The 20,372-nt window shown below is 71.8% G+C and carries 16 protein-coding genes; 11 read left to right on the top strand and 5 right to left on the bottom strand.

Going from position 1 to position 20,372, the window contains the following annotated elements; all coding sequences use genetic code 11:
* Positions 1-709: hypothetical protein (locus tag IT371_05210; protein MCC6747036.1), on the bottom strand; the 709-nt coding region annotated here is incomplete at its 3' end.
* Between the two features lie 70 nt (positions 710-779).
* Entirely contained in the window at positions 780-2,693 is a 1,914-nt protein-coding gene (locus IT371_05205; protein ID MCC6747035.1) for a histone deacetylase, read from the bottom strand.
* Positions 2,694-2,996: 303 nt separating this feature from the next.
* Between IT371_05205 and IT371_05200 the strand changes: the two genes are divergently transcribed.
* The 6 genes from IT371_05200 to IT371_05175 all read left to right on the top strand — a co-directional run bounded on the left by IT371_05200 (position 2,997) and on the right by IT371_05175 (position 9,095).
* On the top strand, positions 2,997-3,929 hold the full coding sequence (locus IT371_05200; protein ID MCC6747034.1) for a cytochrome c: 933 nt from the start codon (positions 2,997-2,999) through the stop codon (positions 3,927-3,929).
* A gap of 118 nt (positions 3,930-4,047) precedes the next feature.
* Positions 4,048-5,202 carry an efflux RND transporter periplasmic adaptor subunit gene (locus IT371_05195; protein ID MCC6747033.1) on the top strand — a complete coding sequence of 385 codons (1,155 nt, stop codon included), beginning with the start codon at positions 4,048-4,050 and terminating at the stop codon, positions 5,200-5,202.
* Between the two features lie 18 nt (positions 5,203-5,220).
* On the top strand, positions 5,221-5,898 hold the full coding sequence (locus tag IT371_05190; protein MCC6747032.1) for an ABC transporter ATP-binding protein: 678 nt from the start codon (positions 5,221-5,223) through the stop codon (positions 5,896-5,898).
* On the top strand, positions 5,895-7,100 hold the full coding sequence (locus IT371_05185; protein ID MCC6747031.1) for an ABC transporter permease: 1,206 nt from the start codon (positions 5,895-5,897) through the stop codon (positions 7,098-7,100). Before IT371_05190 ends, IT371_05185 begins: the two co-directional genes overlap by 4 nt.
* Before the next feature lie 277 nt (positions 7,101-7,377).
* The gene (locus tag IT371_05180; GenBank protein ID MCC6747030.1) at positions 7,378-8,400 is read left to right on the top strand and encodes a hypothetical protein; all 1,023 of its coding nucleotides are present in this window, start codon (positions 7,378-7,380) and stop codon (positions 8,398-8,400) included.
* A gap of 242 nt (positions 8,401-8,642) precedes the next feature.
* The gene (locus IT371_05175; GenBank protein ID MCC6747029.1) at positions 8,643-9,095 is read left to right on the top strand and encodes a CBS domain-containing protein; all 453 of its coding nucleotides are present in this window, start codon (positions 8,643-8,645) and stop codon (positions 9,093-9,095) included.
* Positions 9,096-9,113: 18 nt separating this feature from the next.
* Here the strand turns inward: IT371_05175 and IT371_05170 are convergent, their stop codons facing one another.
* Positions 9,114-10,787, bottom strand: a complete 1,674-nt coding sequence (locus IT371_05170) for a carboxylesterase family protein (GenBank protein ID MCC6747028.1) — start codon at positions 10,785-10,787, stop codon at positions 9,114-9,116.
* A gap of 53 nt (positions 10,788-10,840) precedes the next feature.
* On the opposite strand from IT371_05170, the gene IT371_05165 reads away from it, so the two are divergent.
* The 5 genes from IT371_05165 to IT371_05145 all read left to right on the top strand — a co-directional run bounded on the left by IT371_05165 (position 10,841) and on the right by IT371_05145 (position 18,136).
* Complete coding sequence (locus IT371_05165; protein ID MCC6747027.1) at positions 10,841-11,554, top strand: methyltransferase domain-containing protein; 714 nt, start codon at positions 10,841-10,843, stop codon at positions 11,552-11,554.
* Positions 11,555-11,624: 70 nt separating this feature from the next.
* The gene (locus IT371_05160) at positions 11,625-13,250 is read left to right on the top strand and encodes a hypothetical protein (protein MCC6747026.1); all 1,626 of its coding nucleotides are present in this window, start codon (positions 11,625-11,627) and stop codon (positions 13,248-13,250) included.
* On the top strand, positions 13,247-15,223 hold the full coding sequence (locus tag IT371_05155) for a glycosyltransferase family 39 protein (GenBank protein ID MCC6747025.1): 1,977 nt from the start codon (positions 13,247-13,249) through the stop codon (positions 15,221-15,223). Before IT371_05160 ends, IT371_05155 begins: the two co-directional genes overlap by 4 nt.
* Entirely contained in the window at positions 15,220-17,466 is a 2,247-nt protein-coding gene (locus IT371_05150; GenBank protein MCC6747024.1) for a glycosyltransferase family 39 protein, read from the top strand. The genes IT371_05155 and IT371_05150 overlap by 4 nt, the downstream gene beginning before the upstream one ends.
* 34 nt (positions 17,467-17,500) lie before the next feature.
* Positions 17,501-18,136, top strand: coding sequence for a cob(I)yrinic acid a,c-diamide adenosyltransferase (locus IT371_05145; GenBank protein ID MCC6747023.1), 636 nt, complete (start codon positions 17,501-17,503; stop codon positions 18,134-18,136).
* A gap of 24 nt (positions 18,137-18,160) precedes the next feature.
* Here the strand turns inward: IT371_05145 and IT371_05140 are convergent, their stop codons facing one another.
* Together IT371_05140 and IT371_05135 are read right to left on the bottom strand one after the other, a co-directional pair.
* The gene (locus IT371_05140) at positions 18,161-19,057 is read right to left on the bottom strand and encodes an alpha/beta hydrolase (protein ID MCC6747022.1); all 897 of its coding nucleotides are present in this window, start codon (positions 19,055-19,057) and stop codon (positions 18,161-18,163) included.
* A gap of 45 nt (positions 19,058-19,102) precedes the next feature.
* Positions 19,103-20,290 (bottom strand): prolyl oligopeptidase family serine peptidase, encoded by a 1,188-nt coding sequence (locus tag IT371_05135; protein MCC6747021.1) that lies wholly within the window; start codon positions 20,288-20,290, stop codon positions 19,103-19,105.
* Positions 20,291-20,372: the final 82 nt, after the last annotated feature.

The raw sequence follows: 20,372 nt of genomic DNA, 5'->3' as shown, positions 1-20,372 counted from the left end.
TGCCGCGGGCGGCGGCGAAGGCGTCGCTCACCTCGGAGGCGGAGCGCGCCCAGGCCGGTCCGCCTCCACCGGGCTGCATCGGGAAGGGGAAGCCCCCGTCGCCGAACGGCAGCGGGAAGGGGAAGCCTCCATCGCCCGTCGGCATCGGCCAGGGGAAGCCGCCGTCGCTACCCGGGAAGGGAAAGGGGAACGGGAAGCCCCCGTCGCTGCCTGGGAACGGGAACGGGAAGGGGAAGCCGCCGTCGCTCCCCGGGAAGGGGAAGGGGAAGGGGAAGCCGCCGCCATCCGCCGTGGGGAACGGCCAGGGGAAGCCGCCGCCGTCGCGGCCGGGCATCGGGAAGGGGAAGCCACCGCCGTCGCGGCCGGGCATCGGCCAGGGGAAGCCTCCGTCGAAGCCGGGGATGGGGAAGGGGAAGGGCGAGCCGGAGTCCTTCCTCCCGGCGCCGAAGTCGCGTCGGGGTGTGCCCTTGTCGCCCGCGGCGAGCTGACTATCGGCGGGGGTCGCGCCGTCTCCCGAGACGCCGGTCTCCGACGGCATCGCGCCGTCGTAGCCCGAGCCGGTCGCGTCGCTCGCCGCGCCGTCGGTCTGGCCCGTCGTGCCGCCGTCTCCGGTCGCCCCGGTCTTGCCGCCGCAGCCCACGGCCAAAAAGCCCAGCGCGGCGATGCCGAAGAATGTTCCGCGCAGCGATCGATCTCTCTTGCCCAGCATGGAAGAACCTCCAACCTCGAGTGGCGCCGCATCTTAGCCGATCCGGTCGGCTGCGCTACCGTGGAATGCCCTACGCGCCGCCCCCCCTGTCGAGCAGCCCGTACCGGCTGCGCCCGCGCGCGGCCTGCACCGCCGCCTGGTACTCCGCACGGGCGAAGTGCGCGATGAGCCGCGGGGCGAGGGGGAGCACCTGCGGGCCCGCCTCCCAGTGCAGGACCTGCCCGGTCGACGCGTCGAGGACCTGGCCGGCCGCCACCCGTTCGGTCGCCTCGAGGAGGGGGAGGTGAGCGAGGTCCCGCTTCAGCGCCTCGAAGCGCCCCTGTTCCTCGGGGTCGAGAAAGAGCATGTAGCGGCTGTAGAGCAGCGCGGTGTGGTAGTGCGCCGGTTGGTTCATCAGCCCGTCGCACTCGAGGCGCTCGGCGGTCTTGCGCAGGAGCTCCACGATCCAGCGTCCGAGCCCGAGGCCCGGGTACTGCTGTCCGGGGAGCTTCGGGCGGTCGAGCGAGAAGGACGCGCGCGGATCCTGCATCAGGAGCCACTCGATCGAGAGCAGCCGCAAGGGCTCGGCGGGCTTCGGCTCCGTCAGTGACGTTAACGTCGATGGTGTCGTCGGCGGCCCAGTTGTGCGGAGCCGCGCCACCAGCTCCACGACCAGATGCTCCGGGTCTCGCTCGGCGTAGTGAATGCGCGCGATGTGGCGCAGCGGATCCTTCGTGTCGACCGACACCAGCAGAGGTGCGAACCCGCGGTCCTCGAGGAGCTGGAGGAACCCGTACTCCCGGAGCCCCCAGGCGAGCCCCTCCTCGGTGTAGAAGCCGAGGAAGAGGGGGCCTCCGCGCTGCTCGGCGCTGAAGTCGGCCAGGTCCTCCGGGCCGAGCCGGCTCTCTCCCTGGCGGAGGCGCACGACGTCCAGCCGCTGCGCCACGCGGTCGGCGCGCGCGGCGAGGTTGCCGGGGCGCGCCGCGCTCGGGAGGGGTCCGCCCGTCAGCACGCTGTGGATGAAGTTGTAGGGGATGGTCCAGGCCAGCGGGCCGTAGCCGCCGGCCAGGACCACCGCGAGCGGCAGACCCGCACCCGTCACCGTTTCGAAGACGTGCAGGTCCCGCCGCAGCATCCCCTCCTCGGAGATGGCGAAGTCTCCGAGCTTGTCCTCGCAGTAGGGGTCCGCGCCGGCGAGGTAGATCACGAGCTCCGGGCGGAAGCGTCCGAGCGCCGTCGCGAGCGCGTCGCGCACGGCCTCGAGGTACGGCTCGTCGGTCGTGCCGGGGGGGAGTTCGCGGTCCAGGTTGTGCGCTTTCCCCTCGACGTGCGCCCAGGTCTGCCCGTGCACCGAGGCCGTGAAGACCCGTTCGTCCTCGGAAAAGATCAGCGCCGTGCCGTTGCCGTGGTGGAAGTCCAGGTCGAAGACCAGCACGCGACTCGCGAGCCCGAGCTCCTGCACGCGACGGATGGCGATAGCCACGTCGTTCACCGGGCAGAAGCCTTCGGCGCGATCCCGCTGCGCGTGGTGGAAGCCGCCCCCGAGATTGAAGATCGGCAGGCCGTCGGCCAGGGCGCGCTCCGCCGCCAGGATCGTGCCGCCGGTCTGCGCGAGGAACGGCTCGAGCGGCGAGTCGATCATGAAGAGCGGGTCGGGCTGCACGAAGAGCAGCTCCGCGAGCTTTTCGGGCCGACCGATCTCGTCGAGGAAGTGCGCGGGATGGACCCGCAGGAGGTCCTCCCGGCGGGCCAGCTCGGGGCAGAGCACCTGGTCTCGCGCCACGAGCCGCCGGCGCCGCAGCTCCTCGAGGATGCGGGCCGGACGCCGCACGTCGAAAGTGGCCCGCGCTCCCGCGTCCGTCGGGAAGCTGATGTAGTCGGGGTGATAGACCAGGCGCGCCGGGGGCGGCAGGGGGAGTCCGAACTCTCGCAGGCGCCGGCCGGCCCGGGCCACCAGGCGACGGGCCGAATCGCTCCGCAAGAGGTCGCGCACCCGGGACGGCATGTGCGGGCGGTCATACCGCACCGGTGGGCCTCGCGGAAGGGGGCCTCGCGCGATCGACGGAGGAGCGCCGGGCGCCGCGCCGGAGCGCACGCGCCCGCAAGCGCTCGCCGCAGGCGAAGTCGAGGGTCAGTCTGACCGAAGGCGCGGAGGTCGTGGGCGCTGCCTCGGGTCACGGTGCCCCGCGGCGACGCCGCGGAGGGGCGGATCGAGGCGCCGGACTCCTGCAACGGGCGGAGATCCCGTCCGAACGCGCGCGTTCGGATGGCCCGTGGGATGCATCCCGGGAGGAGAGGAGGGACGTCCATGCGCCTCAACGCCCGCCGTGCGTGCACCGGTCTGGCCCTCGTCGCGCTTTCTCTGCCCGCGCTGGCCTCGGGCGGCGAGGGGGCGGGTCCGCCGGTGACCGTCTGGGTCCGCGGTCGCGCGGACTACGGCGGGGGGACCTATTCGCTGCGCGAAGGGGCCCGAAGCGTGGATCTGCTCGCGCTGTCGCAAAGCGAACAGACGCTCTACGACCCGCAGTACGGGCGGAGGCTGCTCTACAAGGGGGTGACGCTCGATCAGATCCTCAAGGCCTACGCGCCGCCGGCCACGGTGGACGTGGCGCTCCTCCACTTCGCGAACCAGATGATCGTCGGCCTGCCGCTCCGGTCCACGGCAGCGCGCCGCGTGCCACGCGTCTTCGTGGCGCTCGGCTACTGGAGCGAACGCGAGCGTCGGTGGAGCGCGAGTTTTCCGCCCGTGCGGCGCGACAACGCGGGCTACGCCGACGTGCGGCCGGTGCACTTCAGCTCGAACAAGGTGGTCGTGGAGGGAGGTCTGCATCCCGACCTGCCCGAGGCGGCGCTCAAGACCTTCACCCCCTGGCGCTTCGTGGACACGCTGGTGAGCATCGAGCTGGTGCGTGGAGCGGCCTACGATAGGCAGTTCCAGGTGCCGGGAGACGACCTCGTCAAGCAGGGCTTCGCCATCCACAAGCAGTCCTGCGGCTTCTGCCACGCCGTCCGTCGCGTGGGGCCCGGTCACGGCTGGGACTTCGTGGAGCCCGTGGCCCTTCACGCCTACCGGCTGAGCGGTCGCAACCTCTTCTATCACGTCCGCTACCAGCCCTTCGACGCGCCGGCCAAGGGGCTGCTGATGCCGGCCCTGAGCCACCTGAGCCGCAAGGAAGCCGAGGCAATCTGGCACTGGATGCGTGCGGTGGCGTCCCAGAAGCTGAACGCCTATGAGCCCTGAAGCGGCGCGGGCCACGCCTCCGGAGACCGCCGCGACCGCGACCGACTCTCCCTCGGAAACCGTCGTGGGAACCGTGGTAAAGAGCGGGTCTGGAGTCCAGGTGACGAGGAACCGCGCCGTGTCGAGACCCGTGCGTCTGCTGAAGACCCTGCTCAAGCTGGGCCTCCCCGTGGCGGCGATCGCCGTCGTGGCCGCGTACTGGCCGAAGCAGCGCATCGAGGTGGGGGTGATCCACCCGGCTCGCGGGGAGGTGCTGGACGTGGTGACCACCGTGGCCGCGGGCACCGTCAAGGCCAAGCGCTACGCGCGCGTGCGGTCGCAAACGGTGGGCGAGGTGGCCGAGGTCTTCTTCGCCCGCGGAGCCCGCGTGAAGAAGGGGGCGCTCGTCTTGCGGCTGAAGAACAGCGAGCATCGCGCGCGCCTGGCGCTGGCGCGGGCCAATCTCGCCGCGGGGTCGGCCGCTCTGCGGCAGCAGCAGACGCGGCAGCGGCAGGTCGGCAAGGTCCTCGACCGCACGCAGCGCCTCTACCGGAAGGAGGTGCTGAGTCGCGCGAACCTGGACGAGGCCGAGACCGAGCGCGACGTGACGACGCAGGCCATCTCCGCCGCCGAGGCGAACCTGGCGCAGCTCAGGGCCGCGGTGGAGATCGCGCGCACCCTTCACGACGCGACCTTCTTTCGCGCCCCCTTCGACGGCACGCTGGCCAGCGTGACCCCGGAGGTGGGGGAAACGCTGGCCCCCGGGAGCCCCGTCTTCGAGCTCTACGACGACACCGTGACGCGCATCGAGGCCACCGTGGACGAGGCGGACGCGGCGCGGCTCCGCTCGGGCATGCAGGTGCACGTGACGAGCGACGCGCGGCCGGGGGTGACGCTCGGCGGTCGGCTGACCTGGGTCGCGCCGATGGTCTCGCAGGACCTGAAGGGGAGCCGCAACGTGGAGGTCACCGTGGAGCTCGACCGCCCGGACCCTGCCCTCAAGGTGGGAGTCTCGGCCGACCTCGAGGTCGTGGTGGCGCGCCGCGCGGGAGTGCCGTCGCTCCCCACCTCGGCCATCGTGGGGCGGGGGACCGGCGCGCAGGTCCTCGTCGTACATCAGGGGCGCGTGGCCGTGCGCAAGGTGAAGCTCGGGCTCTCCAACTGGGACCGGACCGAGCTCCTCGGCGGTCTGGAGGAGAAGGACGAGGTGATCTTCACGCTGAACAAGGTGGGACTCGTCCCGGGAGCGCTGGTGGTCGTCAACCCGCGCCTCTCCCCGTCGCGAGTGCGGTGAGGGGCCGCGATGGGGGCGCTGATCCGCGTGGAGCACGTCTCCAAGACCTACCGCCTGGGCGGTGAGATCGTGCGCGCGCTCTCGGACGTCTCGTGCGCCGTGGAGCGCGGCGAGTACCTGGCCATCACCGGGCCCTCGGGCTCGGGCAAGTCCACCCTCATGAACCTGGTGGGCTGCCTCGACTCGCCGACCGAAGGCGCGTACTTTCTCGACGGCCAGCAGGTGGCCGGCCTCCCCGACGCCGAGCTCGCTGGCGTGCGCAATCGACAGATCGGTTTCGTCTTCCAAACCTTCAACCTGCTGCCGCGCCTCTCCGCGGTGGACAACGTGGCGCTCCCCCTGCTCTACGCGGGGCTCCGGCCGGCGGAGCGGCGCAAGCGGGCGCGTCACGCGCTCGAGCTCGTGGGCCTCGCGGACCGCATGGGACACCGCCCGAACGAGCTCTCGGGGGGGCAGCGGCAGCGCGTGGCCATCGCCCGCGGGATCGTGAACGCCCCGTCGATCCTCCTCGCCGACGAGCCCACGGGGAACCTGGACCAGCAGGTGGGGCGCGAGATCGTGGCCCTCTTCGAGGAGCTGAACGCCAAGGAAGGGGTCACGGTGATCGTCGTGACGCACGACAAGGACCTGGCCGCGCGGGCCAGGCGACGCCTCGAGCTGCGCGACGGTCGCATCGTGCAGGACGAGCGCGCATGAGCTGGTTCGCGCACTTCCTCACGGCGCTCGATTCGATCCGCTCGAACGTGTGGCGCTCGTTTCTGACCACCCTCGGCGTGGTGATCGGCGTGACCTCGGTGGTGCTGCTCGTCTCGTTGGGCGAGGGCGCGCGTTCCTACTTCGCCGACCTCTTCGCCGAGATGGGGACGAACCTGCTCCTCGTCTTTCCGGGGAAGGAGGACACGAAGGGGGTGGCGCGCCCCATGTTCACCACGGTCCACAAGCTCACGGTCGACGACGCGCGGGCCATCTTCCGGCGGGGCACGGCGGTGGCGCAGGTCAACGCGGCGCTGATGGGGGCCGGCACGGTCAAGTACCTGAACCGCTCGCGCAACACCAAGGTCGTGGGGACCGACGAGGCGCTCCCCGACGTGCACCTGATGAAGGTCGCGCTCGGCGGCTTCGTGGCCCCAGAGGACGTGGACGCCAAGCGACGGGTGGCGGTGCTCGGGCAGGTGGTGCAGCAGGAGCTCTTCGGCGACGAGAACCCGGTGGGCAAGACGATCAAGATCACTGGCACCAAGTTTCGCGTGATCGGCGTGATGGCCTCGAAGGGGCAGAGCCTCGGCATCGACCTCGACGATCTGGTGTTCATCCCCGTCACGGCGGCCACCGAGCTCTTCAACCAGGAGAGCCTGACGCGCATCTCGGTCAAGGCCCTCTCGAACACGCAGGTGGAGGCGGCGATGGAGGAGGTGCGCCAGATCCTCATCCGTCGCCACAACAACAACGAAGACTTCACCATCGTCTCGCAGGCCGACATGCTCAGCACCTTCGACAAGGTGGCCCGGACGATGGAGCTCGTGATCCTCGGCATCGCCTCCATCTCGCTCGTGGTGGGCGGGATCGGGATCATGAACATCATGCTGGTCTCGGTGCGCGAGCGGACCCGCGAGATCGGCCTGCGCATGGCCGTGGGAGCGCGCCGCAAGGACGTAGAGCGGCAGTTTCTCGTGGAGAGCGTGACCGTCTCGCTGGTCGGGGGCGTGGTCGGGCTGGCGCTGGGGCTCGCCGTGATCGCGCTCTTCAACGCCTTCGGGCCCGGGCTGACGGTGCGCTTCACGCCGTGGGTCATCGTGGTGGCCTTCGGCTTCTCGTTCGTGGTGGGGGTGGCCTCGGGTTTCTACCCGGCCAAGAAGGCCTCGCTGCTCGATCCCATCGAGGCCCTCCGCTACGAGTGAAGGCGCGGCGCGCTGTGGGGTCGGCAGGCCTCTTTCGGTGGCCCTCCGGCGAGCCAGGGTGGCCTTTTCCTCGACGGGCAAGGGCGCGGCCGGTCTCGGCTTTCTTCGACGTGGCGCGTCGAGGCGCGGCGGCCCGCCGGTTCTCGGAGGGGGGCGGCGGTCCGGGCACGGCCAGGGGCTCGGATCCATGGAGCTCCGGCCTGGGCCCCGGGGCACCGGCCCCTGGCATGCCCTGTGCTAGGCGTTGGAGTAATCGCACCCATTGAGGGGGTGGACCATGGCTCGCCTTCGATCTCTTCGACGATGCGGCTCCTGCTACAGCTTCGTGGCCCTGCTTGCGGCGTCCGCCGCGGCCTGCGGTGGGTCGGCCGGCGTGCCGCCCGTGGGCTCGTTCCAGCCGCCCGGCTCCGACGGGGGCCTGCCGCCCGTAGCTCGCGCCGACGGGGGTCCCGTGGCGAACCCCGACCAGGGCGTCGTCGCTCCGAGCAAGGGCCTGCAGTCGGTGGTCAATCGCCTCATCCTCCCCGAGAACGCGCTGCAGTACGCGCACGACCCGGTCGGCGACGGACAGGCGCGAAATCGGCTGGGGGCCATGCTGGCCGCGCTGCGGGCCGCCGCCCCGCAGGTGAACTTCGACTCCGAGCTCCAGACGCAGGTTCACCGCGGCGCGCTGATCATGCTCTTCGAGGTCTTCGCGAGCTCGCTGATCGAGGACCCCATGGCGCGCGTGCAGGGGCACCTGGGCGTGGACTTGGACTCGAACGCGCTCGACAACTTCACGGGCAACGAGTCCTTCCTGATCAGCACGGCCAGCCCGGCCGACGCGGTGCTGGTGGGCCACATCGTCGGGGGCGAGCTCACCTCCGGTCCCGGAGAGCTGCGGATCCCGCTGCCGCTCGGCGTGGCGCCGCACCCGATGATCACCCTCCGGCGCGCGCGCGTCTCGGGGCTCGTGGACGCGAGCGGCATTCGCCGCGGGGCGCTCCTCGGCCTGGTGAGCCAGGCGGAGGTGGTGAGCAAGGTGGTCCCGGCGCTGCTCGACGCGCTGAACGGCGTGTACCACTCGGCGGACACCAGCGCCGGCTCGAAGAAGATGCTCAAGGCCCTCTTCGACCTGAACGGAGACGGCCAGATCGAGGGGGCCGAGCTCCAGAACAGCCCCGCCGTGGGGCTGGCCTCGCATCCGGACGTGGACACCGACGGAGACGGCAAGCCGGATGCGCTGTCCTTCGGCGTGGGCTTCACCTCCGTGCGGTGCGCCATCCAGCGACAGATCTCCGCGCCTCACACCGGACCCTGACCCCGCGCGCGCGCCGACGACGCGGCGCACGCTGACCCGGGACCTCGCCAGATCTCCTCGCATTGTGGGTCACGCTGGCCCGAGCTGGCCGACCTGCGGGTTCCGCGCCCGGCCCATCGCTGCTATTGCGCTGTAACGGCGGCTCCTTCGCCGTGTGGCCGGGTTGGTACGCAAGTGGCATATCCGAGCGTGGAGCCCGAGGAGAGGCGTGCACCATGGAGCGCACCACCATTCGTGACTACATGACCGCGAGCCCGCACACCGTCGGCGCGGACCAGAGCCTGACCGCGGCGCACAAGCTGATGCGCAAGTACCAGATCCGGCACCTGCCGGTGCTAGACGGCGGAAAGCTGGTGGGACTCGTTTCGCAGCGCGACCTGCACCTGCTCGAGACGCTCCGAGACGTCATCCCCGAGGACGTGCGCGTCGACGACGCCATGACCCGGGACCCGTACACCGTCACGCCCACGACCCTGTTGCGGGACGCGGCCGCCTACATGGCCGACGACAAGATCGGATCCGCCGTGGTGGTCGAGGGCGGGAAGGTGGTCGGGATCTTCACCACCACCGATGCGTTGCGCGCGCTCGTGGACCTGCAGCAGCGCGTGGGTCCCGATCCCGGAGAGGACGCGCCCACGACAGTGGTTCGCCCGCCGCGAACGGCCGCCAAGGCAGAGGCGCGCAAGCGGGCGTAGCGAGAAGCGTCCGCCGCTCTAGAGCCCGTCCCAGAAGTCGCAGGCCGCCTGTTTCAGCCCCGAGCCCACCTTGATCGTCGGGCCCAGCTCGAGGTGCTGGTCCGAACCGGCGGCGTAGGCCGGCCAGGCAGGCGCTCCGCCGCCGTTCGGGTCGCCGGTGGCCGCGAAGCGCGTCCAGTAGCCGAGCATGCTGCGCGCGAGCTGCTGTTCCTCGGCCGTGAGGGGCTTCGCGCCGCCCGGGTTCTGAAAGACGAAGGGGAGCTCCGCGGTGTGGAAGACCGCGAGGAAGGGCACGAGCGCAAAGCTGGGAGGCTGCGTGAAGTGGTAGAGGTACGTCGAGGAGACGCCCCCCGCGACGGCGGCCCGCGCGGTGCGGCGCGTGGGGCAGACAAAGCCCACGTCTCCGAGGAGGTCGGCGATGGCGTGGGCCGGGCTCGCGTAGCTCGAGAGCGGGTACTGCGCGAGGACCTGCGGAGCCTTCGCGCCGAAGGCGGTGGTGGCCAGGCCCGGGTACTGTGCCGCCGTCGTGGCGAGCAGGCCGCCGAGCAGCACGAAGAGCGTCCCCTCGTCCCGGTTCGTGCCGAGGAGGAGCGGCACCTTGGCGAACGAGCCGGCCTTCATGAGCGCCGCGGGCTGCGCCGGCAGGTAGGGCGTTCCGGCGACCGGGCCCCACGAGACCCCTGTGCCGAAGATCATCGCGTCCTTCGTGGGCAGCGCGTCCAGCACCTCCTGCGTGCTCTTCGAGCCGAGGCAGGTCTGCACGTCGGTCGCGCTCTCGCAGCCGAGCTTCTCGGCGAGCGCCTTGCCCTGCGCCTGGGCCTCGGCCAGCGTCAGTAGATTCCCGCTGCAGGGGCCGCTCTCCATGATCGCGCGATTCAGGGGCCCGGTGGCCTCGGGCGAGACGAGGTGGGCGCAGACGCTGACCGAGCCCGCCGACTCGCCGAAGACGGTCACGTTCGTGCCGTCCCCCCCGAAGGCCCCGATGTTCTGCTTCACCCAGCGCAGGACCGCGCGCTGGTCGTAGAGCGCGGCGTTGCCCCCGTAAGGGGTGCGGGCGTGCGCGAGGAAGCCCAAGGGCCCCAGGCGGTAGTTGAAGGTCACGAGCACGACGCCCGTCTGCTCGACGAGGGCCGTTCCGTCGTAGAGCGGCTGTGCGCTCCCCCCGAGCGTGAAGCCTCCGCCGTGGATGAAGACCATCACCGGCGCGGGCTTGCTCGGAGCGGGGAAGGGGGCCCAGACGTTGAGCGTCAGGCAGTCCTCGCTGTAGCGGTTGGGCAGGCTCGTGAGTGTGCTCGGCTTCTGGGGACACGAGGGGCCCAGGGCCGTGGTCTCGCGCACCCCGCTCCACGAGGTGAGAGGTTGCGGGTGTCCGAAGCGCAGGCCGCCCACCGGAGGCGCGGCGTATGGGATCCCGAGGTGCGCGCGCACCTTGCCGAGGAGCTTGCCCCGCACGAGGCCCGTCATGGTGTGGGCCACCGTCGGGTCGCCGCTCAGATCGCCTCCGCCCCCGTCGGTGCGCCGCGCGTCGCGCGGGCTCGCGTCCCCTCCCGGCCCCGCGTCGCGGAGGGCTCCATCCTGCGCGCTGCCGTCGAGCGCCGCCGGGACGCGGTTCGTGCAGGCGGCCAGGCCCAGGCACAGCAGCGCGCCGCCCACGCGCCGCCACGCGCACGATCTCGTGAACCGGATGCTCATGGCCCGCCACGGTAACACGGCCCCGCGCGGCGGGTTCCGGCTATCATGAGGCGATGAACGGTCGCACGCGCGATGGGCTCCCCGCTCCCGAGGGCGGGACGGTGCAGCTCGAGGTGCGCGAGGGCTACGATCGCTGGTCTGCGAGCTACGACGAGACGCCCAATCCCGTGGTGGCGCTCGACGATCGTACGAGCCTCGGGCTCCTCGCGGCGCGCCCGGGTGAGCGAATCCTGGACGCCGGTTGCGGCACGGGGCGTCACCTCGGGCCGCTCGTAGCGTGCGGCGCGAAGGTCGTGGGGCTCGACTTCTCGCCGGGCATGCTGCGCGTGGCGCGGCAGAAGTATCCCGGCGTCCCGCTCGTCTGTGTGGACCTGAGCGCGCCGTGGCCTCTCTGCCCGGCCAGGTTTCACGCCGTGCTCTGCGCCCTCGTGGGAGAGCACCTGCGCGACCTCCCGGCTTTCTTCGCGGAGACGCGTCGCGCGCTTCGGCCCGGCGGACGCCTGCTCTTGTCGGTCTACCACCCGGAGCTGGCCCGGGCCGGCGTGGAGGCGAACTTCCGGCGAGACGGGGTGGAGTATCGCCTCGGGGCGGAGCAGCACACCGTCGAGAGCTACCAGCAGGCCCTGCGCGGCGCAGGGCTCGAGCTCGGGCGCACGACGGAGGTGATGGGCGACGAGGCGCTCCTCGGCCGCGCACCCTCGGCGCGGAAGTACGTCGGCCGCCCGCTCCTCCTCTGTCTCGAGGCCTTCACCGCGCCGGCGAGCTGAAGCGCCGCGTGCCGCTCGCGGTGCGGAAACCCCTTTGATCCGAGGAGAAAAGCGGGTAAACGATCCGCCCATGGCGCGCCTCCGGTCCGCCGCTCCCTGGCTCATCCTCGGTGCCGCGGGCCTTGCGCTCGTGCTGCACGGTCTGGCGTACGGCTTCGTCTGCGACGACGCCTACATCACCTTTCGTTACAGCCACAACCTGGCCTATCACGGTGAGCTCTCCTTCAACCTCGGGGACCGGGTGGAGGGCTATACGAACTTCCTCTGGACCGTGCTCCTCGGGGGGCTGCTCAAGCTCGGCCTGCGCCCGGACGTGATGTCGCTCGTGCTGGCCTCGGCCGCCGGCGTCGGCACCTTGGGCCTCCTCTACCTGGCCGGGAGGGCCTATCGCGGCGGGCGCGCCACGGGGTGGGAGCTCCTCGGCCCGGCGCTCCTTCCGGCCTGCGCGTACTTCGCGGTCTGGTGCTCGGGCGGACTCGAGACGCAGCTCTTCACCTGTCTCGGCACGGCGGGCTTCGCGCTCTACCTGGCCGAGGCGGCGGGGCGCGTGCGGCGGCGCTACTCGGGCCTCTGCTTCGCGCTGGCGGCGATGACCCGACCCGAGGGGCTGCTCCTCTTCGGGCTCACGGGGCTCCACCGCGTCGCCGCGAACCTCCTCGGGGAGCGGCGGCTGCTTCCCACCCGGGCCGAGTTCTTCTGGCTGGCGGGCTTCCTCGTCCCCTTCGGCCTCTTCTTCGCCTGGCGCTACCGCTACTACGGCTTCCCCTTCCCCAACACCTTCTACATCAAGACCGGGGGCGGCGCGGCGATGGCCGGCAAGTGGGGGCTGCCCTACCTCTGGGACTTCGTCCACCACAACCGGCTCTACGTCCTCGCTCCGCTCCTGCTGCTCTTCCGGCCGCGCACGCTCCGCCCCGAGGAGAGCGAGGCCGGCCGCCCGCCGGGACTTCGGCCGCGCTTCGTCTTCAGCTACGTCGCGCTCCTGCTCGGCTGCTACAGCTTCTACGTGGTCTGGGTGGGGGGGGACTTCATGGCTCTCGGCCGCTTCTTCGCCCCCGTGCTCCCGCTCTGGGCCTTCCTCGCGCAGGAGCTCCTCCGCGAGGCCTTCGAGCGCCCGCGTGCGGCGAGCCCCGAGGTGTGGCGCGCGTCCCGGCTCCTCCCGGTGGCGGCCCTGCTCCTCGGCTTGCTGAGCTGGAGCGCCGTGGGCCTCCATCGCGACAATCAGAAGCCGAGCTACTACCGCTGGGGGCTCGACACCGTGGCCTACCTGAAGCGCTTCGCCGACGACCGCGTGCTCCTCGGCAACTGGATGCGGCGGAACCTGCCGAAGGACACCTACCTCGCGGTGGGGGGCGCGGGAGCCGTGGTCTACGCCTCGCGTCTGAAGGCGCTCGACGCCTTCGGCCTCTCCGACCGGTGGATCGCGCACCACGGGCCGCGCTCGGGGGATCGCCCCGGGCACAGCAAGTTCGCCCCCGAGGAGTACGTGCTCAAGGAGCGCCCCGACCTCATCTGCCACATCGGGCACCATCAGGACGAGCCGTACCAGCCCTCGCCCGGCGAGGCGGCGCTCTGGCGCGCCCGGGGCTACGCCTGGGTCTGTCTGGAGCCGCCGGGGCTCAGCCCGCGCTACTACTGCTGCCTCAAGCGCCTCGACCGGACGCTCGGGCCCTTCCCGAGCGAGGTGGGCTCGTGACCGCAGCGGCCCGGCTCGGCCGCGTCGCGAGCGCCATCGGGCCGGCGGCCCTGGCCGTGGCGGGTCTCGGCCAGCTCGCGCTGCTCCTCTACGCCTTCGGGCTGCGGGTCTTCTACCCGCTAGATCTGGAGTGGATGGAGGGGGGCGTGCTCACCACCGCCCTCCGCATCCTCGAGGGGAAGCCGGTCTACGCCGAGCCCTCGGCCGATTTCATCTCCTTCCTCTACACTCCCTTCTACCCGACCGTCGTCGCGGGGCTGGGCAAGGTCTTCGGCCTCTCGTATCCCGTCGGCCGCGTCGTCTCGGTACTGGCCTTTCTCGGCGCGTGCGCCCTCATCTTCGAGGCTGTGCGCCGCGCCGCGGGGAAGGGGCGTCGCGGAGTCCTCTACGGCCTCGGCTCGGTGGGGCTCGTGGCCTCGAGCTACCCGCACGTGGGGGGCTGGTACGATCTCGTGCGCGGCGACTCGCTCTACCTGGCGCTCATCACCGCGGCGCTCTTCCTTCTGGCCTACAAGCGCACGCGCTGGCCCTACCTCGCGCTGGCCGGGGCGCTCATGGGACTCGCCTTTCTGACCAAGCAGACGGCCACCCTCTTCATCGTCGCTTCGGGGGCGCTCCTCCTGCTGCTCGACTGGCGGCGGGTCTGGATCTACGTGGCCAGCGTGGGGCTCGTAGCCGGCGGCACCGTGCTCTGGCTGAACCGCGCTTCGGACGGCTGGTTTTGGAAGTATGTTTTTAGAATGCATCAGGGGCACGACCTCTACTGGGAGCGGGTCTGGCCGCAGACCGAGCTCACGCTGCTCAAGCTCTTCCCCGCGGTGGGAGCCGTGCTCGGGCTCTGGCTCGTCGTGGCGCTCGGGCAGCTCGCCTTCACGCGGCGCCTGCCCCCCGAGGCGCGGCGGCCGCTCTACGGCCTGCTCTGGGCGGTGGTGGGCATCGCCGTCTCCGCCGTGGGCTTCGCCACGCAGTGGGCCGACGTGAACGCCTACATCCCGGGGCTGGTCTTCGCCGGGGCCTTCGCGCCGTTGGCGGTGGCCGATCTAGAACGAAGGTTCGCCTCCCGTCCACTGGTGGCCGGGCTCCTCGCGCTCCTCCTCGGCGGGGTCCTCGCGGGCCAGCTCGTGCACCAGCTCTACCGGCCGGCCAAGCTCGCCCCCACCCTGCGGGACCGGCGCTGGGCCGGGCCGCTCATCGAGCGCCTGCGCTCCGTACCCGGCCCGGTGCTCATGCCCTATCACCCCTTCTATCCGGTGCTGGCGGGCAAGCCCTCCCACTACCATCAGATGGGGGTGAACGACGTCACCCGGGCCGGGCACCCCTACCCGCCGCAGATCCTCCAGCGCATCGCAAACCGTCATTATGGAGCAATCGTTCTAGATAACCCCGTCGAGGGGCGCTACGAGTACGCGCTGAACAGCTACAAGTTCGACTATTACTTTCACCACGAGGAGGTGCCGTACGTGGTGAGCGGCTACTTCGTGCGCCCGCGCTACCTCCTCGTGCCCAAGAGGAGAGAGCCGGCACCGCCGGGGGTCAGGCGCCTCTTCGACTTCGAGAGCGGCACCTACGACGGCTTCACCGTGACCGGGTCGGCCTTCGGGGCGCGTCCCGCGGGAGGCCCGTGGCCCACGCAGGGGATGTCGGGTCCCTTCGAGGGCCTCTACCTGGCCAGCTCCTACGGCAGCGGCGACCCCCCCACGGGACGGCTGCGCAGCCCCGAGTTCCCGGTCGAGACGCCCAAGCTGAGCTACCGGGTCGGGGGCGGCAACCTGCCGGGGCAGATCGAGGTGCGGCTCCTCCTCGGAGAGCGCGTGGTGCACCGGGGGACCGGGACGAACAGCCACATCATGGAGGAGCGCGTGGTGGACGTCTCGGCCTACAGGGGGCAGCGGCTGCGGCTCGAGCTCGTGGACGAGGCCACGGGCTCCTGGGGCCACCTCCTCTTCGACGAGCTCTGCGCGAGGTCGCGGTGAACGCGGACACGGGGCGCCTCCCGCGCATCGAGCGGCTGCGGCGCTGGCCCCTCTCGCGCTGGCCGGAGCTCCTCGGCCTCGCGCTGCTCGTGCTGAGCCTGCCGCTGATCCAGCGCTACCGCGCCGGACAGGCGACGGGCGAGCGTTACGGCCTCGAGGCGCGCTACTTCGTCGGCCCGAGCTTCGCGGGCAAGCTCCTCGAGAAGCGGGTGGAGCCCGAGCTCGACCTCGAGCGCTCGCGCAGCTCGCACGCGCGGAGCGCCGGGAGCATCGAGTGGAACGGCACGGTCGTCTTCCCGCGCAAGGGTAAGTTCGTCTTCGCCACCCTTTCGACAGGGCGCTCCTCGGTCGAGATCGACGAGCAGATGCTCGTTCACAACCTGGGGGCCACGCCGGACAAGCCGGTCTTCGGGGACCGCATCTTCGAGGCCGGGGCGCACGCCATGCGGGTGCGCTTCGTGGGTCCGGGGCCCAAGGCGCAGCTCCGGGTGGTCTGGACTCCGGCCCGTCGCTGGGGCGGTCTCGAGCCCGTTCCGGCCACGCTCCTTTTTCCGCGCAGCCCGAAGGGGGCGCCCCCTCTGCCGGCCTTCGCCATCCCGCCCCGGGACGCGCCCGCCGCGTTCCTGCTCTGCGCGAGCTGGCTTTTCGGCGCGCTGCTGCTCCTCCGCCGACCGCTCGGCCGCCTCGCCACGCTGCTGCGTCGGGAGCGCTGGGCCCGGCACGACCTCGCCGCCTTCGTCGCGCTCGTCGGCGCCGCGCTCGCCCTCCGCCTCTTCGAGCTGGACGGGGCGGGGCAGACCTGGGACGAGGACGTCTACTGGGCGGCGGCGCGCAACGCGATCCAGAACCTGCTCGCCGGCGATTTCCGCGCGGCCTCGTGGGCCACGAACCCGGAGCATCCCGCGACGGCCAAGTGGGTCTACAGCGCGGCCACCCTGGCCTCGGAGAGCCTCACGCCGGGGCGGGCCGTCTCGGCGCTTCTCGGAGCCCTGACCTGCGGGTTCCTCTTTCTCGCCGGGCGCGACCTCGTCTCACGCGGCGCGGGGCTCCTCGCCGGAGGCCTCGCCGCCGTGCTGCCGCACCTCGTCGCGCACGGCAAGGTGATGGGCCTCGAGACCCCGTCGGGCTTTTTCTACCTGCTCACCGTCTGGTGCTTCTATCGCGGCCTGCGGCGCGAGGGGAATCAGGCCGCGTACCTCTGGGCCGGCCTCTTTGCGGGGCTCGCCACGGCGACGCGGCTCGTGAACGGCGGCGTCTTCTTCGTCCTCGGGGGCCTCTACCTGGTGCGGCACGCGCGCACCATCTGGCGCGAGCGCTTCTTCCCACTGCCGGTGACGCTCGGCGTGCTCCCCTGCGTGGCGCTCGCGGTCTTCTTCGGCCTCTGGCCCTACCTCTGGCAGGAGACGCGCGCCCACCTCGGCGGCCTCTTCTCGTTCTGGAAGCCGGATGTGCTCCACGAGGTCTTCCTCGGTCAGCGACAGCCGGCCCCCGATTACTACTACCCGCTCTATTTCGTGGTCACGACGCCGGTGGCGCTCCTGGCCGGACTTCCGCTCTACCTCGGCCGCCTCGCGGTGCGGCGGGACCTCGGACACCTCGTGCCGCTGCTCTGGTTCGCGGGCCCCTTCCTGGTGGCGCTCTCCCCCGTGGTGCGCGACGGAGTGCGCTACCTCTACCCGGCGCTGGTGCCCGCCTGCCTGCTGGTCGCGGCCGGCTTCGAAGGGCTTGTCCTCGCCCTGCTGCGCGGAGCGGAGCGGGCGCGCTGGCGCGTTCCCGCGACGGCGGTCCTCGGGACGACGCTCGGGCTCTACACGCTGCACGCGGCGCTGACCGTGCATCCGTACTACCTCGACTACTACAACGAGGCGGTGGGCGGGCCGGCGCGGGTGGCCGAGAAGAGGTGGTTCGAGCTCGGCTGGTGGGGCGAAGGGATCGAGGAGGCGCACCGCTACGTGGCGCGCTATGCCCTGCCGGGACAGCGCGTCTTCGTGAACGCCGAGCCGAGTCACGTGCTGAAGGTGCGAGATGACCTGGTCCCCGTGCGCGACCCGGAGGCCGACTGGGTGATCTACAACCAGCTCTTCAACGACGCGCCCTTCCGCTCGCCGCTGCACCGACAGGCCTACGTGGTGCGGGCGGCCGGGGCGCCGCTGGTCTGGGTCTACCGGAAGCGCGAGAGGCCCGCCGCGCCGCCCATCCGGACGAAGGCGGCGGCCCCGCCGGCGAAACGGCCGCATCCTTAGACGATCGAACGAAGACACGCGGAGGGAGGAGCTCGTGAACGAGGAGAAGAACGAAGCCTACGAAGCGCCGCAGCTCGCGATCAATCGCGTCTACACGCGGCGAGGAGACTCCGGACAGACGAGCCTGGTCGGCGGCGACCGGCTCCCCAAGGACGCGCTGCGCATCGACTGCTACGGCACGGTGGACGAGCTGAACAGCGTGCTCGGGCTCGTGCTCGTGTCGGCGCGGACCCTCTCGGCCACCCACCCGCGGCTCGCGCGCCTGGCGGCCATCGTGCGTAGGGTGCAGCACGAGCTCTTCAACGCGGGGTCGGTGCTGGCCACGCCCCCCGAGCAGGTGGGACCGAGGCAGCCGCGCGTCACGACCGCGGAGGTGACGCGGCTCGAGCAGGAGATCGACGAGCTGAACGAGGAGCTGGCCCCGCTGCGCTCGTTCGTGCTCCCCGGAGGCAGCCGGTTGAGCGTCGAGCTCCACCTCGGGCGCACGGTCTGTCGTCGGGTGGAGCGGCTGTGCGTGACGCTGCAGCGGGAGGAGCCGGCAACCGACCCCCTGATCGTGACCTACCTGAATCGGCTGAGCGACGCGCTCTTCGTCTGGAGTCGCTGGGCGGACGCGGTGCAAGGAGCCGAAGAGACGCTCTGGGATCCGAACCTGGCCGCCTCCGGGTAGCGGCGGGGAAGGGCGCCAGACCCCTTAGCTCGGCGAGAGGGCGCGGTCGGTGGCCTCGACGATCCAGTGCGCCAGGCGCTCCCAGAGCGGGCGGCAGCGCGCGTCGGTGACGAGCTCCATGTGTCCGGGGCCGCGGGGCAGGCCCAGCTCAGCGCCGTCCACCTCCCAGACCTCGGGGGGGCGTGCTGCGAAGTGCGAGCAGAAGCGGCGTCCCGCCTCGGGCCGGCAGAGCAGCCGGTCTCCGCGCGAGAGCACCGAGAGGGTCGGCACCTCGAGGCGCGCGACGGCGGCGAGGTAGTCCACCGCGCCGCTCTCGTCGGTCCAGCGGTCGCTTCGGGCCCAGCGGTCGAACTGGAGCACGTAGCTGCGCGCCTCGTCGTCGGAGCCGGCGCGCAGGGCCCGCGTGGGAAAGAAGCCGACGCGGCGGGTGACGGCGCACCAGAGCTCGAGAATGGCGCGCTTGGCGAGCCAGCGGGTGCGCGACGGCTCGAGGCGGGGCACCCAGACGTTCGAGGCGATCATGACCAGCGCGTCGGCGAGCTTCTCGTCGGAGAGACCGAGCGCGGCGGCGCCTCCGTGCCCGCAGAGGCTGTGGCCGACGAGCGCGACGGGGAGCCCGGGGTGGCGCGCCCGCACCGTGCGCAATGCGGCGGGGAGGTCCAGCCGGACCACGTCGTCGTAGCTCCAGTCCACCGCGCGGGAGGCCCGTGGGAGGCTGTCGCCGTGGCCGCGTGGGTCGAGCGTGTAGACCGCGAGGCCGCCTTCGGCCAGGGTGCTCGCGAGCCCGCGACCCGACGGGCGATCGAGACTCCGACGATTGGCCATCATGGCGGGGCCGAGGAGGACCGCGGCGCGGGGGTCGCCCGCCGCCTCGAAGGGCTCGAGCGCCAGGTTCCAGCCGTCGTCGGTGCGGACGCGCACGAGCGCTTCAGATCGAGATCGCGACATGGTCCGGGGCGGGCGAGCTCACGCGAGAGCGGCGAGGCGCGGGGCGCGAGGTCGGCGCAGCAGGCCGAGCTCCACGAGGAGTCGTTGCAGGTGGAGGAGGTACCCCTCGCGGCCGAAGTGCATCAGGTGCCCCCCCGCGAACCAGTGGATCTGTGGCCGGTCGAAGTGCTCCCAGAGCGCCGCGGCGTGGTCGGGCGGCACGATGGTGTCCCCCTTTCCGGCGATGATCAGCACCCGCTCCCTGGGGAGGGCGAGCGGGTGGGCCAGCGGCGAGTGGACGCTCATCGTGCGACAGAGGTCGGCGAAGCTGACGCCCGAGGCTTCGGCCTCCTTGCGGTCCTTGCTCCCTTCCCCGAGCTTCCACATCAGGGCCGGCAGGTCCGCGATCGGCATCATCGGCACGGCGAAGGCGAGCTCCGGCGCGACCGTGGCGAGCATCGCGGTGGTGTAGCCGCCGAGGCTCATCCCCATCACGCCGGCCTCGGCGCCGGTGAGCTGCCGGTGCCGCGCGACCAGGGTGCGGAGCTCCCACGCGGCCTGGAGCATTCCTTCGTTGGTACGTCCGATGTCCGACGAGGGGTAGAGCGTGGCGCCGATCCGCACGTCCGCCGGCCGCCGCGCGCCGTGATAGGGGTGCACGTAGAGGTAGACGTCGAGCCCCTGCTCGTAGAGCCAGCGCGCGCCGAAGATGCGGGCCTCGACAGGGAAGCTGCCGCCGCCCCAGCCGTGCAGGCAGACCACCGCCGGGTGGCCGGCCCCCGCGTGCCGGTAGTGCCGCGCGAACGCGGTGGCGTTCTCCGGGTAGCGCCGCAGAAACTCGAGGGCGATGGCGCGGTCGGGGGCGTGGTAGCTCGGGAAGGAAAGATCCTCGACCCAGCCCCCGGGCAGGTCGCCGCGACGGATGCAGTTGAAGTGCGGCACCTTCGGCTCGGGGAAGAAGGCCAGGCGGTCCTGCTCGGCGCGCTGCGCGTGCACGGCCCAATCTCCGGCCATGCGACGGAGGCCACCGTGCCGGCGGGTGGCGCTCCGGTGGGAGGCCACGAAGACCCCGCGGACGACCTGCCGGGCGACGTGGTCCACGACTCGGCCGACCCGCGTCGAGAGCTCCACGGAAGTGAGCCCGTGGTGCGCGAGGCGTCGCCCGCGCCGCAAGAGCTCGCTGGCGCGTTCGAGGTGCAGCTCCGAGGCTCGACGATGAGGGCCCATCGAGCTAAACCTACCACGCGCGCCGCGGCCTGGCCAAATGCGCGACTCTTCGCCGGTTACTGGCGGGCCTTGTGAGGCCTCG

Source organism: Deltaproteobacteria bacterium, from assembly GCA_020848905.1.
Taxonomy (GTDB): Bacteria; Myxococcota_A; Polyangia.
The sequence above is the reverse complement of the archived record's forward strand: the minus strand, read 5'-3'. Positions and strand labels throughout refer to the sequence as shown.